This window comes from Clostridium sp. AF32-12BH (assembly GCF_003477935.1).
Taxonomy (GTDB): domain Bacteria; phylum Bacillota; class Clostridia; order Lachnospirales; family Lachnospiraceae; genus Brotaphodocola.
Genome location: NZ_QUEH01000001.1, coordinates 184,567 through 210,353 on the forward strand (window position 1 = coordinate 184,567; position 25,787 = coordinate 210,353).

The following is a 25,787-nucleotide window of genomic DNA, read 5'->3' on the forward strand; positions in this document are numbered from 1 at the left end:
TTACGTTTTTACCCGTGATAGTAGCGTCCTTGCTGATGCTGTTCTGATTGCAGTTCCAATACACATCTGCCGGACCTGTCCATGACATTTGGCAGGTGCCAGATAAAGTTTTTCAGGTGCCAGATAACAGAAAAACCCGTGGAGAAAAATCTCCACGGGTCCTCTTACGTTTGGACACAGTAGGCGCACCAGGCGCATCTACATTATATGAAAATTTCGATTAATTTCTAATTAGAGATTATTCGCAGATAGAAACAACACGACCTGAACCTACGGTTCTACCACCCTCACGGATAGCGAAACGAAGACCCTGCTCCATAGCTACCGGATGGATCAGCTCAACGGTCATCTCTACGTTATCACCAGGCATGCACATCTCGGTTCCTTCCGGAAGCTCGCAAACGCCGGTTACGTCAGTTGTTCTGAAGTAGAACTGCGGACGATAGTTGTTGAAGAACGGGGTATGACGACCACCCTCGTCTTTGGTCAGAACGTAAACCTGTGCGGTAAACTTGTTGTGGCACTTTACAGATGCCGGCTTACACAGAACCTGTCCACGCTCGATCTCAGTTCTCTGGATACCACGAAGCAGAGCACCGATGTTATCACCAGCCTGAGCCTCATCCAGTAACTTACGGAACATCTCGATACCGGTAACAACGGTCTTCTTGGTCTCCTCGTGGATACCAACGATCTCAACCTCATCGTTCAGATGAAGAACACCACGCTCTACACGGCCGGTAGCAACGGTACCACGACCGGTAATGGTGAATACGTCCTCGACTGGCATCAGGAACGGCTTATCAGTCTCACGCTGCGGATCCGGGATCCAGCTATCAACTGCATCCATAAGCTCCATGATCTTGTCGCCCCACTCGCCCATCGGATCTTCCAGAGCTTTCAGAGCAGAACCCTGAATGATCGGGGTGTCATCGCCCGGGAACTCGTACTCGTTCAGCAACTCACGGATCTCCATGTCTACTAACTCAAGCAGCTCCGGATCGTCAACCATATCACACTTGTTCATGAATACAACGATGTACGGTACGCCTACCTGACGGGAAAGCAGGATGTGCTCTCTGGTCTGAGCCATAACACCATCGGTTGCTGCTACTACAAGGATAGCGCCATCCATCTGAGCTGCACCGGTGATCATGTTCTTAACGTAGTCAGCATGTCCTGGGCAGTCAACGTGTGCATAGTGTCTCTTCTCAGTCTCATACTCAACGTGTGCGGTAGAAATGGTGATACCACGCTCTCTCTCCTCCGGAGCCTTATCGATGTTCTCGAAATCGGTAGCGGTGTTACCAGCAACTCTCTCAGACAGAACTTTGGTGATTGCTGCGGTCAGAGTGGTTTTACCATGGTCAACGTGGCCGATGGTACCAATGTTACAATGCGGTTTGGTTCTTTCAAACTTTGCTTTTGCCATTTTATAACGTCCTCCTTGATTTGCCCGCCTAGTACGGGCGATTGATTATATGGTTAGGCTGTTCTTTATTATATGCTATTTGCGCAATATTTTCAAGCCTTTTCTCTATTCCGGGCGGCAGTCCCGCAAAGCCTCTCAGCCGGAGCTGGAGATACATTCACGGAATGCCTGTGCCGGAAATTAGATTTGATTGTAATTAAGGTTTAATTACTTTTTGTGCTCGTTGATAACCTTCTCCTGTACGGACTTCGGAACCGGCTCGTACTTCTCGAAGAACATGGAGTAGTTACCACGTCCCTGAGTCTTGGAACGAAGGTCGGTAGAGTAACCGAACATCTCGGAAAGCGGAACGTATGCTCTTACGATCTTACCGCCGCCTAAGTCATCCATACCCTCGATACGGCCACGACGGGAGTTGATATCACCGATAACATCACCCATGTATTCCTCTGGCATGGTAACCTCAACCTTCATGATCGGCTCAAGCAGGATAGCGCCTGCCTTCTGCATAGCCTCCTTGAATGCCATGGAACCGGCAATCTTGAATGCCATCTCGTTAGAGTCGACCTCATGGTAAGAACCATCGTATACGGTAGCTTTTACGCCGAGTACCGGGAATCCAGCAAGGATACCGGACTTAGCAGCCTCTTCGATACCAGCGCCAACTGCCGGGATGTACTCTTTCGGGATAGCACCACCGACAACGGTAGACTCGAACTTGAAGGTCTCTTCTGCGTTCGCATCCATCGGCTCGAAGTGAACTTTACAGTGACCGTACTGACCACGACCACCAGACTGCTTCGCATATTTGCTGTCTACGTCTACGGCCTTGGTGAAGGTCTCTTTGTAAGCAACCTGCGGAGCACCAACGTTAGCTTCCACGTTGAACTCTCTCAGAAGACGGTCTACGATGATCTCCAGATGTAACTCACCCATACCGGAAATGATGGTCTGGCCAGTCTCCTGGTTGGTGGATGCACGGAAAGTCGGATCCTCCTCTGCAAGTTTTGCAAGTGCCTCACTCATCTTGCCCTGACCAGCTTTGGTCTTCGGCTCGATAGCGATATCGATAACCGGCTCCGGGAACTCCATGGACTCCAGGATAACCGGATGATTCTCATCACAGATGGTATCACCGGTACCGGTAATCTTAAAGCCTACTGCTGCAGCGATATCGCCGGAGTAAACTTTGTCGATCTCCTGTCTCTTGTTAGCGTGCATCTGAAGGATACGGCCAACACGCTCTTTCTTGCCCTTGGTAGCATTCAGAACGTAAGAACCGGAATTCATGGTACCAGAGTACACACGGAAGAATGCCAGTTTACCTACGAACGGGTCAGTCATGATCTTGAATGCCAGAGCTGCGAAAGGCTCTTCGTCGGAAGAATGACGGAATACTTCATTGCCGTCCATATCGGTACCCTTGATAGACGGGATATCGGTCGGAGCCGGCATGAACTCGATTACAGCGTTCAGAAGTCTCTGAACACCTTTGTTTCTGTATGCACTACCACAGCATACCGGAACAGCAGTACACTCACAGGTAGCTTTTCTTAATACTTTCTTCAGATCCTCGATAGACGGCTCTTCGCCTTCCAGATACTGCATCATCAGATCGTCATCCAGCTCGCAGATCTTCTCTACCAGCTCGGTGTGATATAACTCTGCATCATCCTTCATATCATCCGGGATTTCGCAAACAGTAACGTCGTCGCCCTTATCATCGTTGTAGATGTAAGCCTGCATCTCGAACAGATCGATGATGCCCTTGAACTCGTCCTCTTTACCGATCGGCAGCTGTAAGCAGATAGCGTTCTTACCAAGTCTGGTACGGATCTGCTCTACTGCACCGTAGAAGTTCGCACCCAGGATATCCATCTTGTTGATGAATGCCATACGCGGTACGTTGTAGGTATCTGCCTGACGCCAAACGTTCTCGGACTGCGGCTCTACACCACCCTTTGCACAGAACACGCCGACAGCGCCGTCCAGTACACGAAGGGAACGCTCTACCTCAACAGTAAAGTCTACGTGACCTGGGGTATCGATGATGTTGATACGATACTCCGGCTGTCCTTTGATCGGACGGTTGTCCTGACCATGAATGGTCCAGTGACAGGTAGTAGCTGCTGAAGTAATGGTAATACCTCTCTCCTGCTCCTGCTCCATCCAGTCCATGGTAGCAGTACCTTCGTGAGTATCACCGATTTTGTAGTTTACACCAGTGTAATACAGGATACGCTCAGTCAAAGTGGTCTTACCAGCATCGATGTGAGCCATGATACCAATATTTCTGGTTCTCTCCAACGGATATTCTCTTCCAGCCAAAGCTTTTTCCTCCTATTAGAATCTGAAGTGGGAGAAGGCCTTGTTAGCCTCTGCCATCTTATGCATGTCTTCTTTACGTTTTACAGATGCACCAGTGTTGTTTGCTGCGTCCATAATCTCGTTTGCCAGTCTCTCTTCCTGGGTCTTCTCGCCTCTCTTACGGGAGAACATGGTGATCCAGCGAAGTGCAAGAGTCTGACGTCTCTCCGGCTTAACCTCGATCGGCACCTGATAGGTAGCACCACCGATACGTTTTGCCTTAACCTCCAGAACAGGCATGATGTTGTTCATAGCCTCTTCGAAGACTTCCAGAGCCGGCTTGCCGCTCTTCTCTTCTACACGGTTAAATGCACCGTATACGATTTTCTGTGCAACACCCTTCTTACCATCAAGCATGATGTTGTTGATCAGCTTGGTTACAACCTTGTTGTTGTATAAAGGATCTGCTAATACATCTCTTTTCTGAATATGTCCTTTACGTGGCACGTTACTTCCCTCCTTAATTATAGAAATTAATTCATAGGTACTCACATGTTTCCATAAAAATGTGTTCGCGCACGGTTCTATCTATTCCTGCAACCACAGGCAATATCATCCCGGCACTAACTACTTTTACTTACGTTAGTGGTACTACTAGTGTAAGTTATTACTTATTTCTTCTTAGCGTCTTTCGGTCTCTTAGCGCCGTACTTGGAACGAGCCTGCTTTCTGTTGGCTACGCCTGCGGTATCAAGAGTACCTCTGATGATGTGGTATCTGGTACCCGGAAGGTCCTTAACACGACCACCACGAATTAATACTACGCTGTGCTCCTGTAAGTTGTGTCCCTCGCCCGGGATGTAGCTGGTTACCTCGATACCGTTAGAAAGACGTACTCTGGCGATTTTACGAAGTGCAGAGTTCGGCTTCTTCGGGGTTGCAGTCTTAACTGCGGTGCAGACACCTCTCTTCTGCGGTGAAGAAGTATCAGTTGCACGCTTCTGTAAGGAGTTGTATCCTTTCTGCAGAGCCGGTGCAGTAGACTTCTTAACTGCGGTCTGTCTTCCCTTTCTCACTAACTGGTTGAATGTTGGCATTCCTTTCACCTCCTGTGATATTGTCTGTTGGTTGCTGTATTTCTTTTCAGCTTTTTTGCGCATCAAAAAATCCTGCGATTTTCGCACGCCATTCTATTATATCCATTCCCACATGTCATGTCAAGGATATTTTTGTAATTTTTCGATACATTTTTTGCTCCTGTTTTCGCCATTTTCCCGCACTTTTTCTGCTGGTATTTTTATAACTTTTCCAGAACTTTTCCAAGAAGCTTTCCCGCATCTCTTTTTGGACATTTTCCCGGACAACACAGAATAAAATGAACTGATCAGAGTATTTCCAAAAGGAGAACTTTTATGCTTCCATCCCGCCCAAAGGCCCTGTTAATTTCCCTGGTTGCCTCTTACCTGCTGTCTGCCGTGCTGCTGTTTATCCTGACTTTCATCCTCTATAAGCTGAAGCTTCGGGAATCGCAGATCACACCGGCGGTCTATCTGCTCTATGGCATTTCCTGTTTTGCCGGCGGTCTGCTCTGCGGGAAGGCACTGCGCACCCGGCGTTTTTTCTGGGGACTGCTTACCGGGGTTTTGTATTTTCTGGCACTCTTTGCCGCTTCGATTCTGCTGCGCCAGGGCAGAGTCCCGGATATTTCCCACGTACTGCCAGTGCTTGCATGCTGCGTCGCAGGCGGAATGGCAGGTGGAATTCTCAGTTAACACAAAAATTGCGTGTGAAACAATTTTCACACGCAATTTTTCTCCTGATGCTATTCATTCTCTTCTTTCTTTTCCGATTCTTCCTCTTCCGTTTTTTCCGGATGATGGATCTGAATGCGGATCTTGCCGATCCGGTTTTTATCCATATCTTCTACTTTTAAATGAAGATTCTCGTAATCAACTTCTTCCCCGGCTTCCGGCAGATGATCCAGAAGCCCGATCAACAGACCTCCAATGGAATCGTAGTCTTCTGACTGCAATTCCAGACCAAGCCGGTCATTTAAATCATCCAGTTTGGTGGAGCCATTGACCAGATACTCATCCGGACCGATTTCTTTTACCTCGTCCTCTTCGTCCTGATCGTATTCATCTCGGATTTCTCCAACGATTTCCTCCAGCATATCCTCCAGTGTGATCAGACCGGCAGTTGCGCCGTATTCATCCAGCACGATAACAATGTTATTGAAGGTCTTGCGCATTTCCATCATCAGTTCCGCTGTCTTCTTGTATTCATACGTGTAGAGCGGCTGGCGCAGATAATCGCGGATGGAGAAATTCTCTTCTTTGTCGTGATCGAATAAAATGAAATCTTTCATATTAACAATGCCAATGACATTGTCTGTATTTTCTTCGTAGACCGGGATACGGGTAAAGCGCTCCTTCTGAAACAGCTCCATAAGCTCATCGAACGATGCCGTAACATCTATCATGACCATGTCGATACGCGGAACCATAACATCTTTTGCAACAGTATCCCCGAAATCGAACACATTATTGATCATCTTTTTTTCTTCGCTCTCGATCACACCTTCCTCATGGCTGACTTCCACGATGGTACGCAGTTCATCCTCTGTGATGGGATCCTGTTTTTTGTTTGGATCTACCCGCAGTAAAAACAGAACGCACATAGAGAGCTTATTCACGATAAAGATGACCGGAGTCAGAACAACCATCAGTACATGAATGATTCCTGCATAGGCAAAAGAAATCTTTTCCGCATACAGCGTAGACATCGTCTTTGGCGTAATCTCACCAAATACCAGAATCAAAAGCGTCAGTACACCCGTTGCCACACCGACAGCTGCATTGCCAAAAAGACGCAGCGTCAGTGTCGTCATCAAAGATGAAGCCGACAGGTTCACGATGTTGTTGCCAATCAAAATGGTACTCAGCATTTTGGCAGGATCTTCAATCACTGCAGCCACCATCGCGGCGCGCTTGTCGCCGCCCTCAGCCAGAGTCCGCACTCTCACCTTATTTACCGTGGTAAGCGCAGTCTCTGCCGATGAGAAAAACGCGGATAGCATCAGCAGAACCAGAACCGCCGCCAGTTGTATGCCCGTACTGTCTCCCGAATCTAACATAAGAATTTTTTCGCTCCTTTATTTTTTTCATACGATTTTACATGGTTTCCTGGCCGCTGTCAACCAGACTTTTGATGCTGTTTGCGCGCTGTTCAGACAGCAATGACGTTTCTTTCGGAAAGACGCCGCGGATTTCTTTGATCACTTCTGCAGTGAACAGAATGCCAGAGCCAAGAAATACAAAGATATCTCCAAGATTGAAGACCACTTCTTTCAGTTTTCCACACTGAATACTGAAATAGTCCACAACATAACGCCGTACCAGACGGTCATAGAGATTGCTGATGGCGCCGCCCAGAATAATGGCAATGCCAATCTTTTGCACCCGTTTTCCTTTCTGTGGAAGCAGCGCAGTCAGAAAACCGAAAAGTCCGGAGATGACTGCCAGCGGCAGCATCCGTACTACTTCCCCATGCTTTTCCAAAAATCCAAAAGGAAATCCCGCGTTATGATTTCGATACAAAAGGATTTTTCCGCATGTGTGACGCAGTGGTTTTGGAAAATCCTCCGGTTTTTCCCGTTCAATCAGCCATTTGATCCCAAGGTCCAGCGATGAAAGCGCTGCAATGATTCCGGTATAGATCATGATGTTTCCTTCCTCCTGATGTTTTTATTTTCCATTCTCTTCCTTTATAACTGATTCTGTCTGCAGATATCGCTCCATAGATCACGTTTTCTATTTTCACGATCATCTCCATTGTACTATTGAATCACCGCCGCGTCAAACAGCATATACTATGAAAAACCGTGCGGAGCACCTATGATTCCATGCAATATTTCCCCTGCTTCTGAAGATTATGCAGATTTCATTGTCCGCTATTCCCCCAGAGCCGTAGAATCCCTCTATGAACTGACCGGGACGCAGTGTGTCAATCTGGTCAGCCAGGAATATGCCATCGTCCATGTGCCACTGGCAAATGTTCTGCCATTAAGTTTTACACAGCAGACCTATTCCGCGATCCCAAAACTCTACGGTCTTCAGGATACCACCGCCCTGGAAAGCGCCGGCATTCTTCCTGTCTTTTCCCAGCCAAATCTGACAAGTACCGGTCAGGGAATTCTCATCGGACTGATCGACACCGGAATCGACTATACCAATCCGCTGTTTCAAAACCCGGATGGGACCAGCCGTATCCTAAGCATCTGGGATCAGACCAGACAACGTGATTTCGTCCCGGAACCGGTCGCCGGCTTTCAGCCTTTTTACGGTACGGTATACAGCCGCGAAGATTTAAACCGGGCACTTGCTTCGGAAGATCCTCTCTCCGTAATTCCCCCGACGGACACAAACGGACACGGGACGTTTCTCGCCGGTGTGGCCGCTGGTAACCAGACCGACACCATTCCATTTTCCGGCGCCGCGCCAGATGCCACACTGGCCGTTGTACGCCTGAAACCTGCCAAGCAGTATTTAAGGGATTTTTTTGCAGTCTCCCCTGAGGCAGATGCTTACCAGGAAAACGACATCATGGCAGGAGTCGCTTTTCTCCTTGGTATCGCCGGACAATACCAGATGCCGCTTGTTCTCTGTCTCGGAGCCGGCACCAGTCAGGGCAGCCACAGCGGCGTTTCTCCCCTGTCCATACAGCTGCAGGCTTTAAGCGGCACCCGCGGCTTTGCCTGCGTCCTAGGTGCCGGAAACGAAACCGGCTTTGGGCGGCATTACACAAACCAACTGCCTCAGGAACAGAAATACGATGACGTCGAACTCCGCATCGCTTCTCCCGGCCGCAGTTTTTCCATGGAGCTGTGGGCAGATGCCTCGGAACTTTATACCATCGGCTTTGTCTCGCCTTCCGGTGAAGTGATCGAACGGATTCCCCTTGCAGTCGGACAGGAAACCACCCTTTCTTTTCAACTGGATGCCACCCGGATCTTTGTCAGCTATCAGATCACAGAATCTGTTTCCGGGCGTTTTCTTGCCTTTCTCCGTTTTACGGATCCGATGCCAGGCATCTGGCATATCCGGGTTTACCCCACCCTCTACCTTACCGGGCAGTTTCACATCTGGCTTCCCCTCCAGAGTTTTCTCTCAGATGATACCCGTTTTCTCCGCCCTGATCCCGACATCACCATCACAGACCCTGGAAATGCGCCGCTGCTTCTGACTGTCAGCACCTATAACCACATCACAAACAGTCTCTACATTCACAGCAGCCGCGGTTTCACTGCCACTGGTCAGATAAAGCCAGATCTGGCCGCCCCAGGTGTCGATGTACAGGGGCCGGCGCTGCAGCGCCAGGCAAGTTCCCCTCCGGAGCAGCGTGTACCGGCCGGGTCGTTTTCCCGTTCCAGCCAGCTTGGGAGAAGTCCGGTTTCTGACTCCGGGCAGGCTTCGCCACCCGGTCAGCTTTCCCTCACACGGCGCACCGGCTCTTCTGTCGCGGCTGCTCTCACCGCCGGAGCGGTTGCTTGTCTTTTTTCCTGGGGATTCACCCAGGGCAACGATGCAACACTCACCAGCATCTCCGTAAAATCTATTCTTATCCGTGGGGCAGACAGAAAAGAAGCGTTCCAGTACCCCAACCGACAGTGGGGGTACGGAACGCTCAATCTGTATCAGTCCTTTTTACTGATGCGGGAGTGAAGGAACAATATTGCACGATAACGGCTGCGGGAACTTTCGCCCCTTTGACTTACTGTGCTAAATTGTTAATTTAGTTCGTTTCACCGACCGGCTTGGTTCCCAGTGTAATCTGGACGGTACGCTCGGTGTACTGTCCATTTTCCAGGGACTGTACGGTCAGGTTTACGGTGTCGCCGCCTTTATAATAGGTCAGCATATCTTTCAGATCTGCCATCGTGCGGACAGTCTGACCATCAAACTTGGTAATGATATCTTTCTCATGTAAATCTGATTTCGATGCGGCACTGTCTTCTACAATCTTGTATACATAGATACCTCTCGGCATACCATACATACTTGCCGCAGTTTCATCGATGTTCTGACCCTGAATGCCCAGATAACCCTGCTGTGTCTCATCAACCGCAACACGGGTCTTCTTGTTCATCAGTTCATTGATGATATCCTGTGCCTGGGAGATCGGAATTGCATAGCCCATGCCTTCTACTTCCGTAGAGGAATATTTTGCAGCGTTGATACCAATGACCTCACCCTTCATATTCAACAGAGCGCCACCGCTGTTGCCAGGGTTGATTGCTGCATCGGTCTGAAGCAGGGTGCGGGTTGTCTGATCCTCTGCCTTAACCTCACGGTTCAGGGCGCTGACATAACCAACGGTTACCGACTGACCATAGCCAAGGGCATTGCCGATCGCAACGACACCCTGACCAACCTTTAATGCATCAGAATCACCAAGAGTTGCAACCTTGATCTGACTCATGGTATCAGATGGGATATCCTTTAACGGAATGGCAATGACTGCCAGGTCTGTCTCGGAATCGGTACCTTTGATTGCTGCTGCGACCTGCTGGTTATCGATAAAGGTAACCGTCAGCTCCTTGGAGTCCTCAACTACATGGTTGTTGGTAACGATTAAAAGTTCCTCGTCGTTCTGACCAACAATGATGCCGGATCCACTGCTCGGAACCTCGACAGTCTGACTCGGTCCGAACCAGGTCTGCTGCTGCATAACCATGGTATTGTTGATGGCAACAACCGATGGCATTGCCTTCTCTACGATGGAAGAAACATCCGTCTGAATTGCTGAGGTAACCGGTGCTCCCGCGGTGGTGCTTCCATCGCCAGAATCCGACTCGGCAACTTTCACCTGTGCCTGGGTTTCCGTCTGACCGATGGTAGTATACTGTCCTTTCAGATACTCGCCCATAGTATCGACTGCAAACATCGTTCCGCCTGCTACCGTACCAAACAAAACTGCTGCTGCCGTAACCGCTGCAACTTTTTTCGCCATACCATGACCGCTGCGTTTTGCATGTTCCGGTTTCTGATGCGCATTATGATGAAACTCCGGTCTGCGCGGTGCCCAGCCACCGGTTGTATGATGGGTCTGTGCCTGTGCGTCTGCCTGCTGTGTGCTTTCCTGGGCTGCGTGCTGTGCGCCCCATGCAAAATCCTGGTTCTGTCCGGATGCCTGGCCGCTACTCTGCGGTGCAGACTGCCATGCATCTGCACTGCCACTCTGGCTGCTTCCCTGTGCTGCAGACTGCCATGCACCTGCATTGCTACTCTGGCTGCTGTCCTGCGGGGCAGACTGCCATGCACCTGCACTGCCACTCTGGCTGCTTCCCTGCGGGGCAGACTGCCATGCACCTGTGCTGCTGCTCTGGCTGCTTCCCTGTGCTGCGGACTGCCATGCACCTGTGCTGCCATTCTGGCTGTTGTCCTGTGCTGCAGACTGCCATGCACTGGCACTACTTCCCTGGCTGTTTTCCTGTACAGAGTTCTGACTGCCTCTTACTTCCTGGCTCTCTGCGCCCTGCACGGTGTTGTTGCGGTATTCCATATGTTCATCGTCGCGGTTCTGATAACCAGCTTCCGAATAATCTTTTCTGTTATCTCTGTCTTCTTCGTACATAATGATGATCTCCTTTCTGTACTTCTTTTCTTAACTCTGTAAAGAACTATAACAGACAATTGTGATACAATTGTGTTCGATTTTCAATTTAATTGTGAACGGTAAACAATTTAGCACAGTAAGTCAAAGGGGCGAAAGTTCCCGCAGCCGCCATGCATGGCGGCTGCGGGAACTTTCGCCCCTCATTCGTTATCGTGCAATATTGTTCAAAATTTACTGCCCCGGTCCTGCCACCATTCCGGAAACCGCGGAAGATGATGAGTTGCCGCTTCCGGATGGTCCCGCAGAGGACGGGTTGCCGGAACCAGTCGGGGTTGTGGATGTATTTCCCGGATGACTTGCTGCGCTTGTCGGCGTCGTGCTGCTTCCCGGGTGGGATGCTGCCGTCGGAACCGTACTGCCACCACCCGATGTGGTAGTCTCCGTATTGCTGCCCGGATGGGATGCCGCACTGGTTGGCGTCGTACTGCTTCCCGGATGGGACGCTGCACTGGTTGGGGTTGTACTGCTTCCCGGGTGGGACGATGCGCTTGTCGGCGTCGTGCCGCTTCCCGGGTGACTGGCAGAACTGCTCTCCGCAGTGCTTCCCGGATGAGAGGCAGATGTCGATTCGGATGACGTTCCCGGACGGTCTGTTACCTTAGAATCTGCAATTCCGGACTCACCGGTTGAAGACTCATTGTTCTTATGACTGTTGCCGCTTTCCGATTCCTTCAGTTCTCCATTCTCGTCCGTCTCTGCTTTGGAGGCATGGCTGCTGGAGATGGTCTCGTCTTTTACCAGGAATCCGTCCGCGTCGGTCTCATATTTTACATATTTGCCGTCCGCATCCGTTTCCATCTTAAGTTTTTTGCTGACTTTTTTGCCATTCTTGTCATACTCGTATACGGTCTGATAGCCTTCTTCCTCTTTGCTTTCCGCTTTGTCAGAGGATTTGATGGCTGCTGCCGTCGTTTTCTGCGGTTGTACGACTCCGCCGCCCGTTCCTACATTTCCTACAAACTGGCCTTCCTTGTAGATGCCGGTATCCGAAGAAATCTTTGCGCTGATCTTCTTTACCGTATCGGAAGGTGTATAGGCTTCGTCACCAAACAGGAATTTGTGCAGTTCAATGACGTTGCTCTCCAGGGTTGCCGGAACAACAACCGCACCCTTCTTGCCCATATTGGCATCGCCGCGGGCCTGCGGGAATCCGGTTGTCTCACCCAGATGGAACTTGCTGATATTTCTCGCATTGCTGACCAGATCGTCAACGCCGATGCTGGTCGATACCTGCGGAAATACTGTTCCGATCAGGGTATAAAGCGTCTGGAAATCTGCTTTCTTTGATTTTTCGAAAGCCTGTGCAATGATCTTGCGCTGACGCTCAGTACGCGCGTAGTCGGTATCCATCAAACGCAGACGACCATATGCTACCGCCTGGACACCATCTAAATGATTCATGCCTGCATGGGTCAACTGGTGGGAACCAATTCCGGTTGCTTTTACCGTTTCCGTGATAAAGGAGTTGATATAGAAAAACTCTACCTTGCTCAGCTCAATGTCCACACCGCCAAGCACGTCGATCGCATTGGCTACGGCTTTCCAGTTAAAGGTCATGTAATCCTGGATCTGAAGGTCAAGGTTGCGGTTTAAAGCCTCTACTGCCTGCTTCGGACCGCCCACAAAGTATGCCTGGTTTGCCTTGGCATAAGATCCCTTATCATTGATATTTAAATAAGAGTCACGGTATACTGATACCAGCTTGATCTCACCGGTATCGCGGTTGATGTTGCAGAGGATGATAACATCCGAGTTTGTGGATTTCTCGATCGCGTTATCACGTGCATCGACACCAAAGATGGCAATGGTCCAGTAACCCTTCATGTTTTCTTCTGCATCTACTGCAATGTCATTGGTCTTGATCTCACTGATCTGGAACTCTTCCGAACGCTGGATCTGGGACATCATGCGGGCCATAAAGGCATAGCTGAAAATCGCCACCAGCGCAATGCACTCTGCCACGATCATGGCAATGATACGGCGTCTGCGCTTTCTCTTTGCCTCGCTTTTGCCAATCTCCAGACGTCCGCCTCCTCCTGCTTCCGCATTTCTGCTGCCGCGCTGACTCCGTCCGTTTTCTGTGTTTCTGGTGTTTTGCCAGTCTCCTGCTGCCTCTGTATTTTTGCGACGGCTTCTTCCTGCCCCGCTATCCCTGGTATTCTGCCAGTTTTCTTCTGCCCCGGCATTTCTGCGCTGGTTTCCACCGGCTTCGCTGTCCAGTCCGGTTTCCCAATTTTCTCCAGAATTTCCCATACGGCGGCTGCTTCCGGCCCCTGCTTTCGCAGCTGCTGTCTCGCGCACGGCACGGCTTCCGGCTGTCTCCCGCACGGCACTGCTGCGCGTGCTTTCATCCGATGCACCGGTCTCGTAATCTGCGCTGTTTCTGCGGCGGGATGAGGCACGCACACGGCCCATCTCCAGTTCGTCAAGCATATCCGGTTCTTTGGTGCTTCCGGAAGCTTCCGGTTCATATTGGCGTTTCGGCTGCTTGGGAAGCGCATAGATCCGGGAATCTCCCATAACATCCAGTTCCCGCTCCGCAGCCTCCTGGCGCTGTCTCTGGCGTCTCTCCCAGCGTTCCCGTTCATTTGCGTAACCGCCTTCCCGATCAGAAGACGCATACGCTCCGGAACTGTCTCGCATATGGGGATTTCGTCTGCTGCGTCTTTCTGTACTGCGCTCTAACTCATCGTCATAATCGTGACTCATGTTTTGTACCTCATCTTAATTCCTGCCTGCTCCGGCAACCGGGTCAATAGGCGTTCTTATTAATAAAGCCTTTGAAAAATGTCAGAAACAATATCTTAAAATCAAATCCCAAAGTCCAGTTTTCAATGTAATAAAGATCATGCTCGATCCGTTTGGTAATCGAAGTGTCACCCCGGTAACCATTCACCTGGGCCCAGCCCGTCATGCCCGGCCGCACCTGGTGTTTGATCATGTAGCGGGGGATTTCTTCCTTAAACCGCTCCACAAAATAGGGGCGTTCCGGCCGCGGTCCCACCAGGCTCATGCTGCCAAACAGGACGTTGAAAAGCTGCGGCATCTCATCAATACTGGTTTTTCGGATGATCCGTCCGATCGGTGTTACCCGCGGGTCACGTTTGGTCGTCCACTCGCTCTTTTCTTTTTCCGGTGCCTGCACTTCCATGGAACGGAACTTGTACATTTTAAATGGACGGTTGTGAAGTCCTACCCGTTCCTGACAATAGATCAGCGGTCCCGGAGAAGTCAGCTTGATCAGCACGGCCGTCACCAGCATAATAGGGGAAAACAAAATCAGTGCAACAACCGCACCAAAAATATCAACCACACGCTTCATTGCTGCATTCAGCGGATCGTTTAACGGAACATGGCGGATATTGATGACCGGCAGTCCCTGTAAATCCTCCGTATATGGCCTGGTCGGGATCACATTGTTATAGTCCGGAATGAACTTCGTGTGAACCCCGGATTTCTCGCAGACTGCCACGATCTTTTCCAGACCGGCATACTCCTTCAGGCTTAAGGTAATGGCAATCTCATCCAGGCGGTTCATGTCCAGGATCGGCTTTAAATCCTTTAATGTGCCGATGACTTTGATCCCGCGGTAATCATATCCCCACTGCTTATGCTCATCGAGAATGCCGCGCACGCGGTATCCCCACTCCGGGTTTGCCAGCACACGGTCAATATAACCTTCCGCTGCCCGGCTGTAACCCACCAGAATAATATGTTTCTGATTGTAGCCCTTTGCACGCATGGAGCGCAGCACAGTGCGGATCAGATTCCGTTCCAGCGTTTCCGCGGTAATGTTGGTCAGAAAGAAGCCTGCTACAAGCCTTGCCGAGAACTCCCGCAGATAAGGGTTCTTTCTTCCTACATACAGGATTGTTCCAAACAGGAACAGTCCGATCAGATTTGCCTTGCAGATGTTCGCAAACTCCTGACGTCTGCCCTGCACCCGCTTCGGCGTAAACAAATGAAAGATTGTATACAAAAGCAGATAGACTGGTATGATCACCACAAGGACCCGCATATAAAACCAGGTCGGCAGGATACCAGCCTCCAAATCTGCTCCGAACAATCCGCTTTTCAATGTAATAAACCAGCTGAACACATAGGCGGCTGCAATCACCAGTGCATCCAGAAGCACATGCAGCCGGTTCAGTCTGGTCTGATTATCTTTTATCATATAGTCCACCCTGATTTTCAGATTACTGTCCATGTATGGCACAGACAGCAACGGATTTTGCCAGGATCCGCGCAAACTGGCGGTCTTTCGGCATCGTAATGGAATCGTAACGATTATACACGAATTTACTGGATTGAGATATTAAATTTCTCTTAACTTTTCTCCCTGCAGCCAGAATCTGCCGTCTGTTCACGCAAGGATGTGCAGCCGGCAGCGCTTAAGCACGCTTGCCTGCCTTCTTCACCTGGCGTCTGGAAAACTCGTAAATATACAGTGCCGCGCCATAGATCAGCTCCCACTCAATGGCAAGATAATTCGTGAAATCTTCCTTGCGGTAAGGAACCTTGCGCGTCTTTTTTACGGTTTTGATTCCCTCAAAAATCCCGGCAATATAGTCTTTTTCAAAACCGAGTTTTTTGAAAAACAGGTACTTTCCGACGATGCCCATGGCGATCGGGATGCTGTTCACCAAAAGCTGTGGTGCCGGCATATTTTTGTAATTCAGATATACGTTATTGCGCGCTGCCAGCTTCACCTTAAAGGAATTATACTTAGAGCCGCTGGTGCCGCTTCCCACATGGAACACCTTCGCAGACGGGCAGTAACGGTTATAGTATCCCGCAATTTTTGCCCGGTATCCCACATCAATGTCTTCCAGGTAGGCAAAATGCATCTCATCGAAATATCCGATCTCGTCAAATACCTCCCTGCGGTAGATTGCCGCACCGGCACAGGCCGAAAAGATATGGCAGGGGCGGTCATATCGTTCGATTTCCTGCCCCACGCCCCGCTGGTATGCCCAGCCCATAATGCTGTACATATCACCGCCGTCATCCATCAGATCCTTATGGTAAAGCTGGATCATCTTCGGGCTCACGGAGAAGATCCTCGGAGAGCTTTCTATGGCTTTTAAAAGTTCTCCGACATACTCCGGCTCCGCTTCCGTGTCATTGTTTAAGAGGATCACATACGGTGTTTTTGCTGCACGGATTCCCACATTGACCGCACCGGAAAAACCAGTATTGGTTTCGAGGAAAATCGATGGAAGCCCATGCTCCTTCAGCCATTCCACGCTGCCATCGGTGGAACCGTTGTCCACCACCAGCAGCTCAAAGTCCCGGCAGATCTGCCGATCCAGCGCCGCCATACAGGGTTCCATGAATTTCAGACCATTATAGTTTGGAATGATGATCGATACTTTTTTCATACGTGCTCCTCCATCCTACTGCTCTTTCAAATCCGGAAGCTTATATGGCTCACCGATCTTCTCTTTTAAGAGATCCCGCAGGGAAAAGTCTGATTTTCGCAGGGTCAGGTTCGGATTGTAGTAAGGATCCCCGTTCTTTAAGACATCCGGCCAGCGGCTTGCCACCAGTGCCCACTCCCGGTTGAAGCGTGCTACCTTCTCCGGTGTATCCTCCAGACCTCGGGACTTGGACTCATAGTGATGCATCACTGCATACGGTGCGTAAACCACCAGATATCCGGCTGCCCGCACTTTCAGGCAGAAGTCCACGTCGTTAAATGCCACAGCCAGCTCCTCAGTCAGACCACCGACTTCATGGAAGACCGACTTTTTCACCATCAGGCAGGCTGCCGTTACGGCACTGTAATCCTGTGCGCACATTGCACGGTGGAAATAACTGTTTTCCGCTTCATGCAGACCAATAAAGGTATGACCTGCCACGCCGCCAAAACCGATCACAACTCCGGCATGCTGGATCGTGTCATCCTCATAGAGCAGTCTGGCACCGACAATGCCGACCTCTTTCCGCTGGCAGAAGCCAAGCATCTCCTCAAACAGGCGCGGGGCAATGATCTCGGTATCGTTGTTTAACAGCATCAGGTACTCGCCCTTTGCAAAGGAAGCTCCGAAGTTGTTGATCGCGGAATAGTTGAACTCCCGTTCCCAGCGAACGACCTTCACCTGTGGGAATTCCTTCTGGATCTTCTCATAATACGCGAAGGTCTCCGGCTCGGTGCTGTTGTTCTCCACCACAATAAACTCCAGGTTTTTGTAGGTGGCACGCTCGATGATGGAGCGGATGCAGAGGTCTAAGTCCACGCTGTGATCCTTGTTCGGAATGATAACCGACACCAGCGGGTCGCCCTGGATCTTAAAGGTCGTGTGGTAGATTCCGTAATCGACGCCCTTCTCTACTTTCTCAGCCGGGATGCCCATGCGCTCATAGTGTGCCATGATCGCGCGTGCACCTGCCTCAAACGCATACAGCTTGCTCTCCGGGTTGCTGGCTGTAGACTCCTGGTGACAGCGCCAGTGGTACAGCACCTTCGGGATATGGCAGATTTCTTTCGCATTCTCCGTGCAGCGGAAAATGAAATCGTAATCCTGGGCACCGTCAAACTCGTGGCGGAAGCCGCCTACTTTGTTCAGCAGTTCCTGCTTCACTACAAACAGATGGCAGATATAATTGACGCTGGTTAAAAGGTCCGGGTTAAAATCCGGTTTGAAATGCGGGTCAAACAGCGCACCGCCGTCCATATCCAGCTTATCTTCATCGGAATAGATGACATCGCAGTCCGGGTGCTCGTTGATGGTCTTTGCCACCTCATACAGAGCATGCTCCGGAATGGTATCGTCGTGGTCAGCCAGAATGATAAAGTCACCCTTTGCCATCTCCAGGGCCGCATTGGTGTTGCCGGAAATTCCCAGGTTTTCCCCAAGCTCCGACACATGGAATCGGCTGTCCTTCTTTGTATATTCCGCCATAACGCGGCTGACAATGGCTCCCTCGCCCTTCGGGCTTCCATTTGCCACGCAGACTTCCCAGTTTTTGTAGGTCTGCGCCAGAATGGAATCCAGCATCTCCCGCAGGTATTTCTCCGGAGTCTTGTACGCCGGAATGACAATGGATAACAGCGGCTCCTTCGCAAATTTTGTCTCACGCTGAGCAGCCAGTTCTTCTTCCTTCGGGCGGGTCAGCTCATACCACTCACCATAGTCATAATCATTATCCAGACCCTGCAGCTTGTGGCGGGACTTCAAAATCAGCGCCTTTAAGCCATGCTTCTTTCCAAACTCCAGTGCCACATGAACCGTTTCCATGTTCATAAGATCCTTGATCTTTTCCATGCGCTTGTGTGCCACACTGGCGCGCTTTGCGATCAGCTCCTCATTGTATTTCACACGGGCAGTCTTTCCATCACAGCGGATCACCAGCCAGTAGTCCGCCCCACGCTCATACGGGAACTGGATGTCAAAGCCATAATCCCGGTCATAGACCTGCTTATAGTAGATCTGGCTCACATCATCCCTGCGGGTTGCCACATATTTGATCGAAAGCGGCTTTTTTTCCTGATCCAGAACCTCAAATTCCGCTTTGGACTCCGGTGTCTTTCCGATAACCCAGCCATTTAACTGAATCGAATTTTCCCGGATCCGCACTACGTCAATCTTGTATTTCATATGAATTTTTTCTCCTCACAACGGCTCCACACCGTTTCCGCATGGACCGTTATTCCTCCTCAAACAGTTCTGTGTCCGAACCATTATTTCTCCTCAAAATTCAGGCGTTCTTCCTCCACGACCAGCGGACGGTGCATCACGCGCTGGTTAATGGAGAGCACATACTCGCCCACCATGCCGATGAAGAAAATCTGCACTGAGCCTAAAAACAGCATACCGATCAACATCGGTGCCATGCCTGCCGGGAAACGGTCCCACCAGATCAGCTTCATGACCAGGTAAATGATCGCAACTACTATACTTAAAAATGCGCTGATGGCTCCCACAAACGTAGCCAAACGTAAGCCTGCTTTCGTGTAAGAAGTCACACTGAGCATGGCTGCATCGTACAGACGGTAAAAGTTATTGTGCGTTTTTCCGGCACGGCGTTTCGGCTGCTCGTACGGGATTTCCTTCCGCTTATAACCAAGCTCCGCCACAATTCCGCGCAGAAACGGGGTCGGATCATCCAGATTTCTCAGCACCTCGATAAAATCCCGGTCATACAGTCCGGAACCGGTAAAGTGCTCAATCTGCTCCACGTCAGACAGCTTCTTGATGGTTTTATAATAGAAACTTCTGAGCGCATACATGATCTTGTTTTCCTTGCTGCTTGTCTTGATGCCGATAACGATCTTGTAGCCCTCTTCCCAGGCTTTCACGTATTTCGGGATCATATCCACCGGATCCTGGAAATCTGCCACCATCTCAATGACGCAGTCTCCAGTCACCTGCAGCATGCCGTAATACGGAGAATTGAACTGTCCGAAATTGCGGGCATTGAAGATGGCCTTGATCTTCGGGTTTTCTGCACAGAGTCTGCGCAGGATCGGGCGGGTTTCATCGGTAGAATCGTTGTCGATGAACACCAGCTCATAGTCGTACTGCGGCAGATCCCGTGTCAGGGTCTCCAGTACCGCCTTGCTGATTGCCTCTACATTTTCCTGCTCGTTGTAGCAGGGGATCAGCACACTGATCTTTTTCATAATCGTTTCCTTCCATATCGTTTCTTGTAACTTGTTTGCCATCGCTGTCATTGTCCAGATCCAGAATGACAATTTTCCACAGAAGTTGATGCTTCTGTTTGTTTTTTCCACATTTTTATGCCAGTATCTGTGGAAGCATCCTTCGGATTCCCTCCGCAAAAGAGACCTCTTCCTTCCAGGTTCCGTCCGTCAGTTTCTTTATATTTTCATTGACCGGACAGATGGAAAGGGCACCTTCCTTTGCCTGAATAAAGCTTCCGTATTCCAGGTTTCCGCGACCGCCGCACAGCGTGTGGATCTCCTCAACAAAGTCCCGCAGTACCCGAGTATCTTCCGAAGCCACATTCACAGCATGGCATTCGCCCGGATGGCTGTCGCTGTAGCGATACAGTTCTACGACTGCCCGGGATGCATCTGCGATATCCATAAAATTCCAGCGGTGCCTGCAGGCACTTAAGGAAACCGTTTTTCCTTCCGGCAGTTCCCGCGTCAGCGTGGAAATGATGGACCACGGATGGTCCCCTTTTCCGTAAACGCTGAAGAAACGCAGGTGATAATAGGTCATCTGCATGTCCCGGCAGAGTTTTTCTGCCTGTTCAAAAAAAGCAAGCTTTGCCTTCCCATATTCATTGACCGGATGGCACGCCATGGACTCTTCCATGGTGCCATCGGAAGTAATGCCATATTCTACCCGGGAACCGGCATCCATAAACACCTGGCAGCCCAGAAGCTTTGCTGCTTCCAGGCAGCGAAGCGATCCATCAATATTCGTTTTCTGTACTTCGGGTGAGTCAATCTCCTGGCGGTTCACGCCGCGCCACGCAAAATGCAGAAACGCGTCCGCATGTCCGATCTGCGGGACACACGCTACCGCCTCATCCATCTGTGCGGCGATCCGGTGCAGGTGCTCATGCACCGGAAGACAGTCTGTTTTTTGCGACTGCGGGCGCACCAGGCAGTAAACCTCCGCACCCTCTTCCAAAAACCGCTCTGCCACATGGCTTCCGATAAAGCCGGTAGCTCCGGTCATCACGATCCGTTTTCCGGAAAGATTCTGTATCATATTCCATACTCCTGTCGTTTTCTGCCGTTCCTGCTTTTTTACTCCATGCCAGATCCTGTGCAGGCACTGCATGAATCAGTAACGTTTCTTCTTCCTTGCTGCCTCAGAGATGCTCAATCCGGTTCGTACGCAGAGTCATGACTTCCACACCCACACCGAACTTTGTTCTTATGATACCCGCGATCTCATCGGTATAACCCGGTGCCACGATCAAAACTGCATCCACCGGTTCCCCAAAATAATGGTCCGGCGCCACGATCGGCACATGGGAAGCCGGTGCAAAACGCCCCTGTTTAAACGGAGCAGAATCGATGATATAAGTCAGAGACTCCCCAAGACCAGAAGTCGATGCCAGGGTAAATCCCTGATGGCTTGCTCCCCACATGGCAAGACGTCTGCCTTCCCGGTTCAGACGTTCTGTCAGTGCGCGGATTTCTCCGCTTACCACCGCATAGCCGTCGGTCAGAGGGGCGATGATGCCTGCATCTGCAGCGTCTTCACGCTGTGCCTTCGCTGCTTTTTCTGCATGTTCTCTCTGTGCACCAGTTTCTGCTTCCAGACATTTCGAAGTTGTCTGTACACCTGATGCTGCGCGTTCCAGACCCGCAAGATCATCCTGCTCCATTTTCCCGTCTTCCGGCATGGCGGTTTTTCTCACCACCATGGAAAGTGTATCGCGGTTGATCATCTCCTCCTCGAGCACCTCAAAACCGCAGTGGTTTAATAATGCACGAAGTGTATCAAACGTGTAATAAGCGATATGATCACGGATCAGTTCATAATAGCTTTCCTTCTCCAGAATGTATTCCAGGCTCGGCACGGTGACCAGCCCCATGCCGTCCTCAGCCAGATTGTTCCAGATGGCTTTCAGCATAACATCCGGTCTTGGCTGGTGCTCTAAAAAGTTAAAGGATAAGAACACATCAAACGGTTTTTCCGGTACGCTCCAGCCACGCTCCGGCAGCATGGAGGCTTCCTCAGAATGTCCGAATTTCTGGTTTTCCCGCTCCGGGAACTCTCGCCAGACACGAAGTCCCTCTGCCTGCGCTGCCGCAACCAGATCCGCCTTGTGCTCTATTCCGTAAATCTCAACCGGAAAGTCCTGTAAAAACTTCAAAAATTCACCCCGGCCGCAGCCAGCCTCCAGAAAGGTCTTTCCCTCCAGATGGTAGGTTTCGATCAAATGACGGTACTGGCTGGTCCGTAATTCCCGCATCGTGGAAGAACCGCCTCCGGCGCGGATCACATCGCGGTAATAAGCCACCGGTTCACAGTCAAACTGAACCAGTCCGCAGCCGCTGCACTGATGCAAATGCAGGGCAATGCCCTGATCGTCCTTCACTTCATCCGTATCCGGAATGTCCTGCGCCGATGCCGGTGCATTTTTCAAACTAAAGAGACTCTTTTCCGGCAGGATCTTCCCGCAGGCTATGCAATGTTTCATAAATTCCCTCCGCAAATGTCCTGGCAGGGCGCCAGCTGGTTTCCCGCAGGATTTTGCTGATATCCGGCATCAGATCTGCCGGACCTTCCGCATTCTGCGGCCGTTCTCCATAGGTAAAACTCCCCCGATGTCCGCACAGTGCATACATTTCTTCGATATAATTCCTAAGCGGTCTGGTATCGCTGCTGCCAATATTATAGACGCCGGTGCTGCCTTCTGTCAGCAAAGCAGCGAGTGCCGCCACCGCGTCATCGATATAAAGAAAATTCCAGTTCTGTGTACACTCGCCCAGTTTCATGCTGCCGCCCTCCAAAAATGTGCGAAGGCAGGACTGAACCAATGAATATGGGTGGTCTCCCGGACCGTACACGCTGTATATTCTCGTATGAATATACTCCATATTCTTCCGTTTGCAAAGTATTTTCGCTTTTTCGCAAAAATCAACCTTTGCCTTGCCATATTCAGACACCGGATGACAGGGGGTATCCTCTGCTACTGTCTGGTGCCAGACTCCGTATTCCGCCTGGGATCCAGTAAACAAAAAGCGGCGGCACCCAAGCGCTGCTGCTGCCTCCACTGCATCCAGGGCATATGTGACATTTTTCTGCTGCACGTCACGTTTGGTCCGGTTGTCGCTTCCGGCACCGTCCCAGCCGGTGTGGATCCAGGCATCCGCAGCAAAACCGGTCAGTTCCCGGATATTTGCCAGGTCCAGCTGGCGGATGACAAGGGACCCACGGTCTATGCCCTCCGCCATCTTTTCCAGATGCTTCATATTAGAAGAAGCGGGGCGGACCACCGCAAAAACCTGGTGCCCCGCCTCTAAAAGTTGTCTTACTGTTGCCGCGCCGATAAAGCTGGTCGCGCCTGTTACTACAATTCGCATTATTTTATCCTCGGAATGATCATCAGTTTGTCCATCTCCTCATCTGGAAGGAATGGAGAAAGATCCTCAAGCGGCGGAGATACTAAAGTACCGTCCGGCAGACGCTTTGCGGAGGACTTCGGCTCAAAGTTCTGGTCTGTCGTCACAAACAGCTCACAGATAGCCGGTCCCTCCATGGTCAGAGTCTTTTCTACTGCATCAGGCAGCTCCTCATTGTGATATGCTGCCACATACGGATAACCGTAAGCCGGGGCAAGTTTTCCCATATCCGGGAAGCTTAAATCGTGGCTGTCTGCGCCGATTCCGACCAACGGCTCCCCGAAGAAATTCCGCTGGGTCTGGCGGATGGAATGATAGCCGCCATTGTTGATCAGGAAAATCTTGATCGGCATCTTGTGGTGGATGATGGTCTGCAGTTCCTGAAGATTCATCTGGATGCTGCCCTCACCGGTCAGCAGGATGATGTCGTGCTGGCTGTATCCGTCCCCCTCAAATTCCGGATCATGGGCTGCCATGCAGGCACCGATCGCTGCCGGCAGATCGTAACCCATGGAAGCAATCGCGGAGTTGGATAAGAACCGCTGTCCTTTCTTCATGATATAAGCATGTCCTCCGACCACGCAGGCAGAACCATTTCCGACTACCGTGATCTGATCCTCGCTCAAACGGCTGCTGAGTGCTTCTACCACCGCGTAAACATTCGCCTCGCGGGTCGGATCCGGTTTTAACTGTTCTTTGCGGATCGTCGGATATTTCTCCCGGTACATCCGGCAGGTCTCGCTCCAGGTCATACCCGGAAGGCCCTCGCCGCCGTCAAATACCGGTTTTTTGTCGTATTCTTCCCGAAGAACGGCTGCCATCGTCTCCATGAGATCCTTTGCATCTGCCTGAACCGGCATATCCACATGGACACTCGGCTTCTTTAACTCCTCCGGATCGATATCGTTCATGATCACATACGCCTCGCGCGCCCAGGTCTTATAATTGTATCCGACCTGACGGATGCTTAAGCGGCTTCCCACGGAAAATACCAGGTCACTGTTCTGTACAGCCAGGTTGCCCGGACGGTCGCCCATATTGCCCGGTCTGCCCACATACCACGGACAGTCATCGTACATGCAGTCATTTGCATTCCAGCCTACGACTGCCGGAATTCCCAGACCGTCTGCCACTTCCATAAAGGCATCAAACGCACCAGCAATACGGATTCCGTTTCCGGCATACAAAATCGGACGTTTCGCATTGCGGATTTTCTCGATGATCTCTCTTGCCAGTTCTTTCGAAACCGGTTTCGGAAGTACCTGACGGTGCTCCCCTTTTCCAGCGTAATCCTCCTGGATTGCATGAGCCGGTTCAGCTTCTGCCCAGCCGGTGCCGCCAGCCTCATAATCTGCCGCATCAAATCCAACCAGGTCATCGGTATCTACATATGCGCCCTGGACATCTAACGGAATGTCCAGCCAGGTCGGACCTGGACGCCCGGAATAAGACAGATAAATGGCTTTTTCCAGACAATAGCGGATACGCAGCGGATCGATCACCATCTCGCTGTACTTGGTCATGCAGTCGATGGATTTTACAATATCAAACTCCTGGTCACCCATGGCACGGATGCCGACACCAGACCAGCGTGCAGTGGTGTCGTAGCGCACCTGACCGGATAAGATCAGCATCGGGATGGAATCGAGCCAGCCGCCAACTACGCCGGTGATGGCATTGGTACCGCCAGGGCCTGTCGTCACGCACAGTGCTCCGATCTTGTTGTGGATTCTGGCATAGGCCTCTGCCGCAATGGCACATGCCTGCTCATGGTGCTGGTACAGGCAGTGCAGCCCTTCCTGATGGCCCAGTGCATCGTTCAAATGCATGGCGCCTCCTCCTGTAACCGTAAAGACCTGATTGATCCCTGCCTCAACCAGCTTTCCGGCAATGTAGTTTGATACCTTGATCTTCATTGGGAATCTCCTCCTGTTTTCATATTCTCTCATTCTTATATCGGTTCCTGTTCACGCGTTGCGCAAACAGAAACTTATATCGCACATCTGCCACTTCACGTTTTCCGTTCCCGTTTGCATCTGCGCGTCAATAACATCTTTAATAGCAATAGTATACCATATTCTCCCGTATCCTGCACCCAAAAATCACAGCACTTCACACGTTGCGCAGACAACCGCGGTTTTTTCCAATTTCTGCATTCCAGATCAGCCGGTTTTCCCTGTTGGCAGCACGTGGTTTTCTTTCCAGTAACCTTCACTTTTCAAGATGTATGAAATCCGCTATAATCAGCACCGTAATGCAACTGCGGATTTTCGGCCAAACTGCAAACCGGCTTCGTCCGTCTGTGAATGCTTT

The 25,787-nt window shown here is 50.7% G+C and carries 18 protein-coding genes; 2 read left to right on the forward strand and 16 right to left on the reverse strand.

From position 1 onward, the window contains the following. Positions 1-238: 238 nt before the first annotated feature. From tuf to rpsL, 4 genes are all read right to left on the reverse strand, one after another. Complete coding sequence (gene tuf, locus DWZ40_RS00950; protein WP_118540277.1) at positions 239-1,432, reverse strand: elongation factor Tu; 1,194 nt, start codon at positions 1,430-1,432, stop codon at positions 239-241. A gap of 207 nt (positions 1,433-1,639) precedes the next feature. After that, positions 1,640-3,760 (reverse strand): elongation factor G, encoded by a 2,121-nt coding sequence (gene fusA / locus DWZ40_RS00955; RefSeq protein WP_118540278.1) that lies wholly within the window; start codon positions 3,758-3,760, stop codon positions 1,640-1,642. Positions 3,761-3,775: 15 nt separating this feature from the next. Next, positions 3,776-4,246: a 30S ribosomal protein S7 gene (gene rpsG, locus DWZ40_RS00960; protein ID WP_118531413.1), complete on the reverse strand. Its 471-nt coding sequence runs from the start codon at positions 4,244-4,246 to the stop codon at positions 3,776-3,778. A 164-nt stretch (positions 4,247-4,410) separates the two neighbouring features. Beyond that, positions 4,411-4,836, reverse strand: coding sequence for a 30S ribosomal protein S12 (gene rpsL / locus DWZ40_RS00965; protein WP_118540279.1), 426 nt, complete (start codon positions 4,834-4,836; stop codon positions 4,411-4,413). Between the two features lie 315 nt (positions 4,837-5,151). Here rpsL and DWZ40_RS00970 point away from each other — a divergent pair, with 315 nt between their 5' ends. Then, positions 5,152-5,511: a TIGR04086 family membrane protein gene (locus DWZ40_RS00970; protein WP_118540280.1), complete on the forward strand. Its 360-nt coding sequence runs from the start codon at positions 5,152-5,154 to the stop codon at positions 5,509-5,511. A 50-nt stretch (positions 5,512-5,561) separates the two neighbouring features. Here the strand turns inward: DWZ40_RS00970 and DWZ40_RS00975 are convergent, their stop codons facing one another. Next, entirely contained in the window at positions 5,562-6,875 is a 1,314-nt protein-coding gene (locus DWZ40_RS00975) for a hemolysin family protein (protein WP_118540281.1), read from the reverse strand. Between the two features lie 37 nt (positions 6,876-6,912). Next, complete coding sequence (locus DWZ40_RS00980) at positions 6,913-7,461, reverse strand: signal peptidase II (RefSeq protein ID WP_118540282.1); 549 nt, start codon at positions 7,459-7,461, stop codon at positions 6,913-6,915. A gap of 174 nt (positions 7,462-7,635) precedes the next feature. Between DWZ40_RS00980 and DWZ40_RS00985 the strand changes: the two genes are divergently transcribed. Beyond that, on the forward strand, positions 7,636-9,462 hold the full coding sequence (locus DWZ40_RS00985) for a S8 family peptidase (RefSeq protein ID WP_118540283.1): 1,827 nt from the start codon (positions 7,636-7,638) through the stop codon (positions 9,460-9,462). A gap of 70 nt (positions 9,463-9,532) precedes the next feature. Here the strand turns inward: DWZ40_RS00985 and DWZ40_RS00990 are convergent, their stop codons facing one another. The 10 genes from DWZ40_RS00990 to DWZ40_RS01035 all read right to left on the reverse strand — a co-directional run bounded on the left by DWZ40_RS00990 (position 9,533) and on the right by DWZ40_RS01035 (position 25,390). Further along, complete coding sequence (locus tag DWZ40_RS00990) at positions 9,533-11,374, reverse strand: trypsin-like peptidase domain-containing protein (protein ID WP_243035142.1); 1,842 nt, start codon at positions 11,372-11,374, stop codon at positions 9,533-9,535. Between the two features lie 213 nt (positions 11,375-11,587). Further along, positions 11,588-14,125 carry an LCP family protein gene (locus tag DWZ40_RS00995; protein WP_118540284.1) on the reverse strand — a complete coding sequence of 846 codons (2,538 nt, stop codon included), beginning with the start codon at positions 14,123-14,125 and terminating at the stop codon, positions 11,588-11,590. A gap of 43 nt (positions 14,126-14,168) precedes the next feature. Continuing rightward, positions 14,169-15,590, reverse strand: a complete 1,422-nt coding sequence (locus DWZ40_RS01000) for an undecaprenyl-phosphate glucose phosphotransferase (protein WP_118540385.1) — start codon at positions 15,588-15,590, stop codon at positions 14,169-14,171. 217 nt (positions 15,591-15,807) lie between these two features. Beyond that, the gene (locus tag DWZ40_RS01005) at positions 15,808-16,797 is read right to left on the reverse strand and encodes a glycosyltransferase family 2 protein (RefSeq protein WP_118540285.1); all 990 of its coding nucleotides are present in this window, start codon (positions 16,795-16,797) and stop codon (positions 15,808-15,810) included. 15 nt (positions 16,798-16,812) lie between these two features. Then, positions 16,813-19,017, reverse strand: coding sequence for a glycosyltransferase family 2 protein (locus DWZ40_RS01010; RefSeq protein ID WP_118540286.1), 2,205 nt, complete (start codon positions 19,015-19,017; stop codon positions 16,813-16,815). Positions 19,018-19,100: 83 nt separating this feature from the next. Further along, on the reverse strand, positions 19,101-20,042 hold the full coding sequence (locus DWZ40_RS01015) for a glycosyltransferase family 2 protein (protein ID WP_118540386.1): 942 nt from the start codon (positions 20,040-20,042) through the stop codon (positions 19,101-19,103). Positions 20,043-20,157: 115 nt separating this feature from the next. Beyond that, positions 20,158-21,105 carry an NAD(P)-dependent oxidoreductase gene (locus DWZ40_RS01020; RefSeq protein ID WP_118540387.1) on the reverse strand — a complete coding sequence of 316 codons (948 nt, stop codon included), beginning with the start codon at positions 21,103-21,105 and terminating at the stop codon, positions 20,158-20,160. A 103-nt stretch (positions 21,106-21,208) separates the two neighbouring features. Next, the gene (locus DWZ40_RS01025; protein WP_118540287.1) at positions 21,209-22,549 is read right to left on the reverse strand and encodes a class I SAM-dependent methyltransferase; all 1,341 of its coding nucleotides are present in this window, start codon (positions 22,547-22,549) and stop codon (positions 21,209-21,211) included. After that, positions 22,497-23,435 (reverse strand): NAD(P)-dependent oxidoreductase, encoded by a 939-nt coding sequence (locus DWZ40_RS01030; protein WP_118540288.1) that lies wholly within the window; start codon positions 23,433-23,435, stop codon positions 22,497-22,499. Before DWZ40_RS01030 ends, DWZ40_RS01025 begins: the two co-directional genes overlap by 53 nt. Then, positions 23,435-25,390: a thiamine pyrophosphate-binding protein gene (locus DWZ40_RS01035; RefSeq protein ID WP_118540289.1), complete on the reverse strand. Its 1,956-nt coding sequence runs from the start codon at positions 25,388-25,390 to the stop codon at positions 23,435-23,437. Before DWZ40_RS01035 ends, DWZ40_RS01030 begins: the two co-directional genes overlap by 1 nt. Between the last annotated feature and the right edge of the window lie 397 nt (positions 25,391-25,787).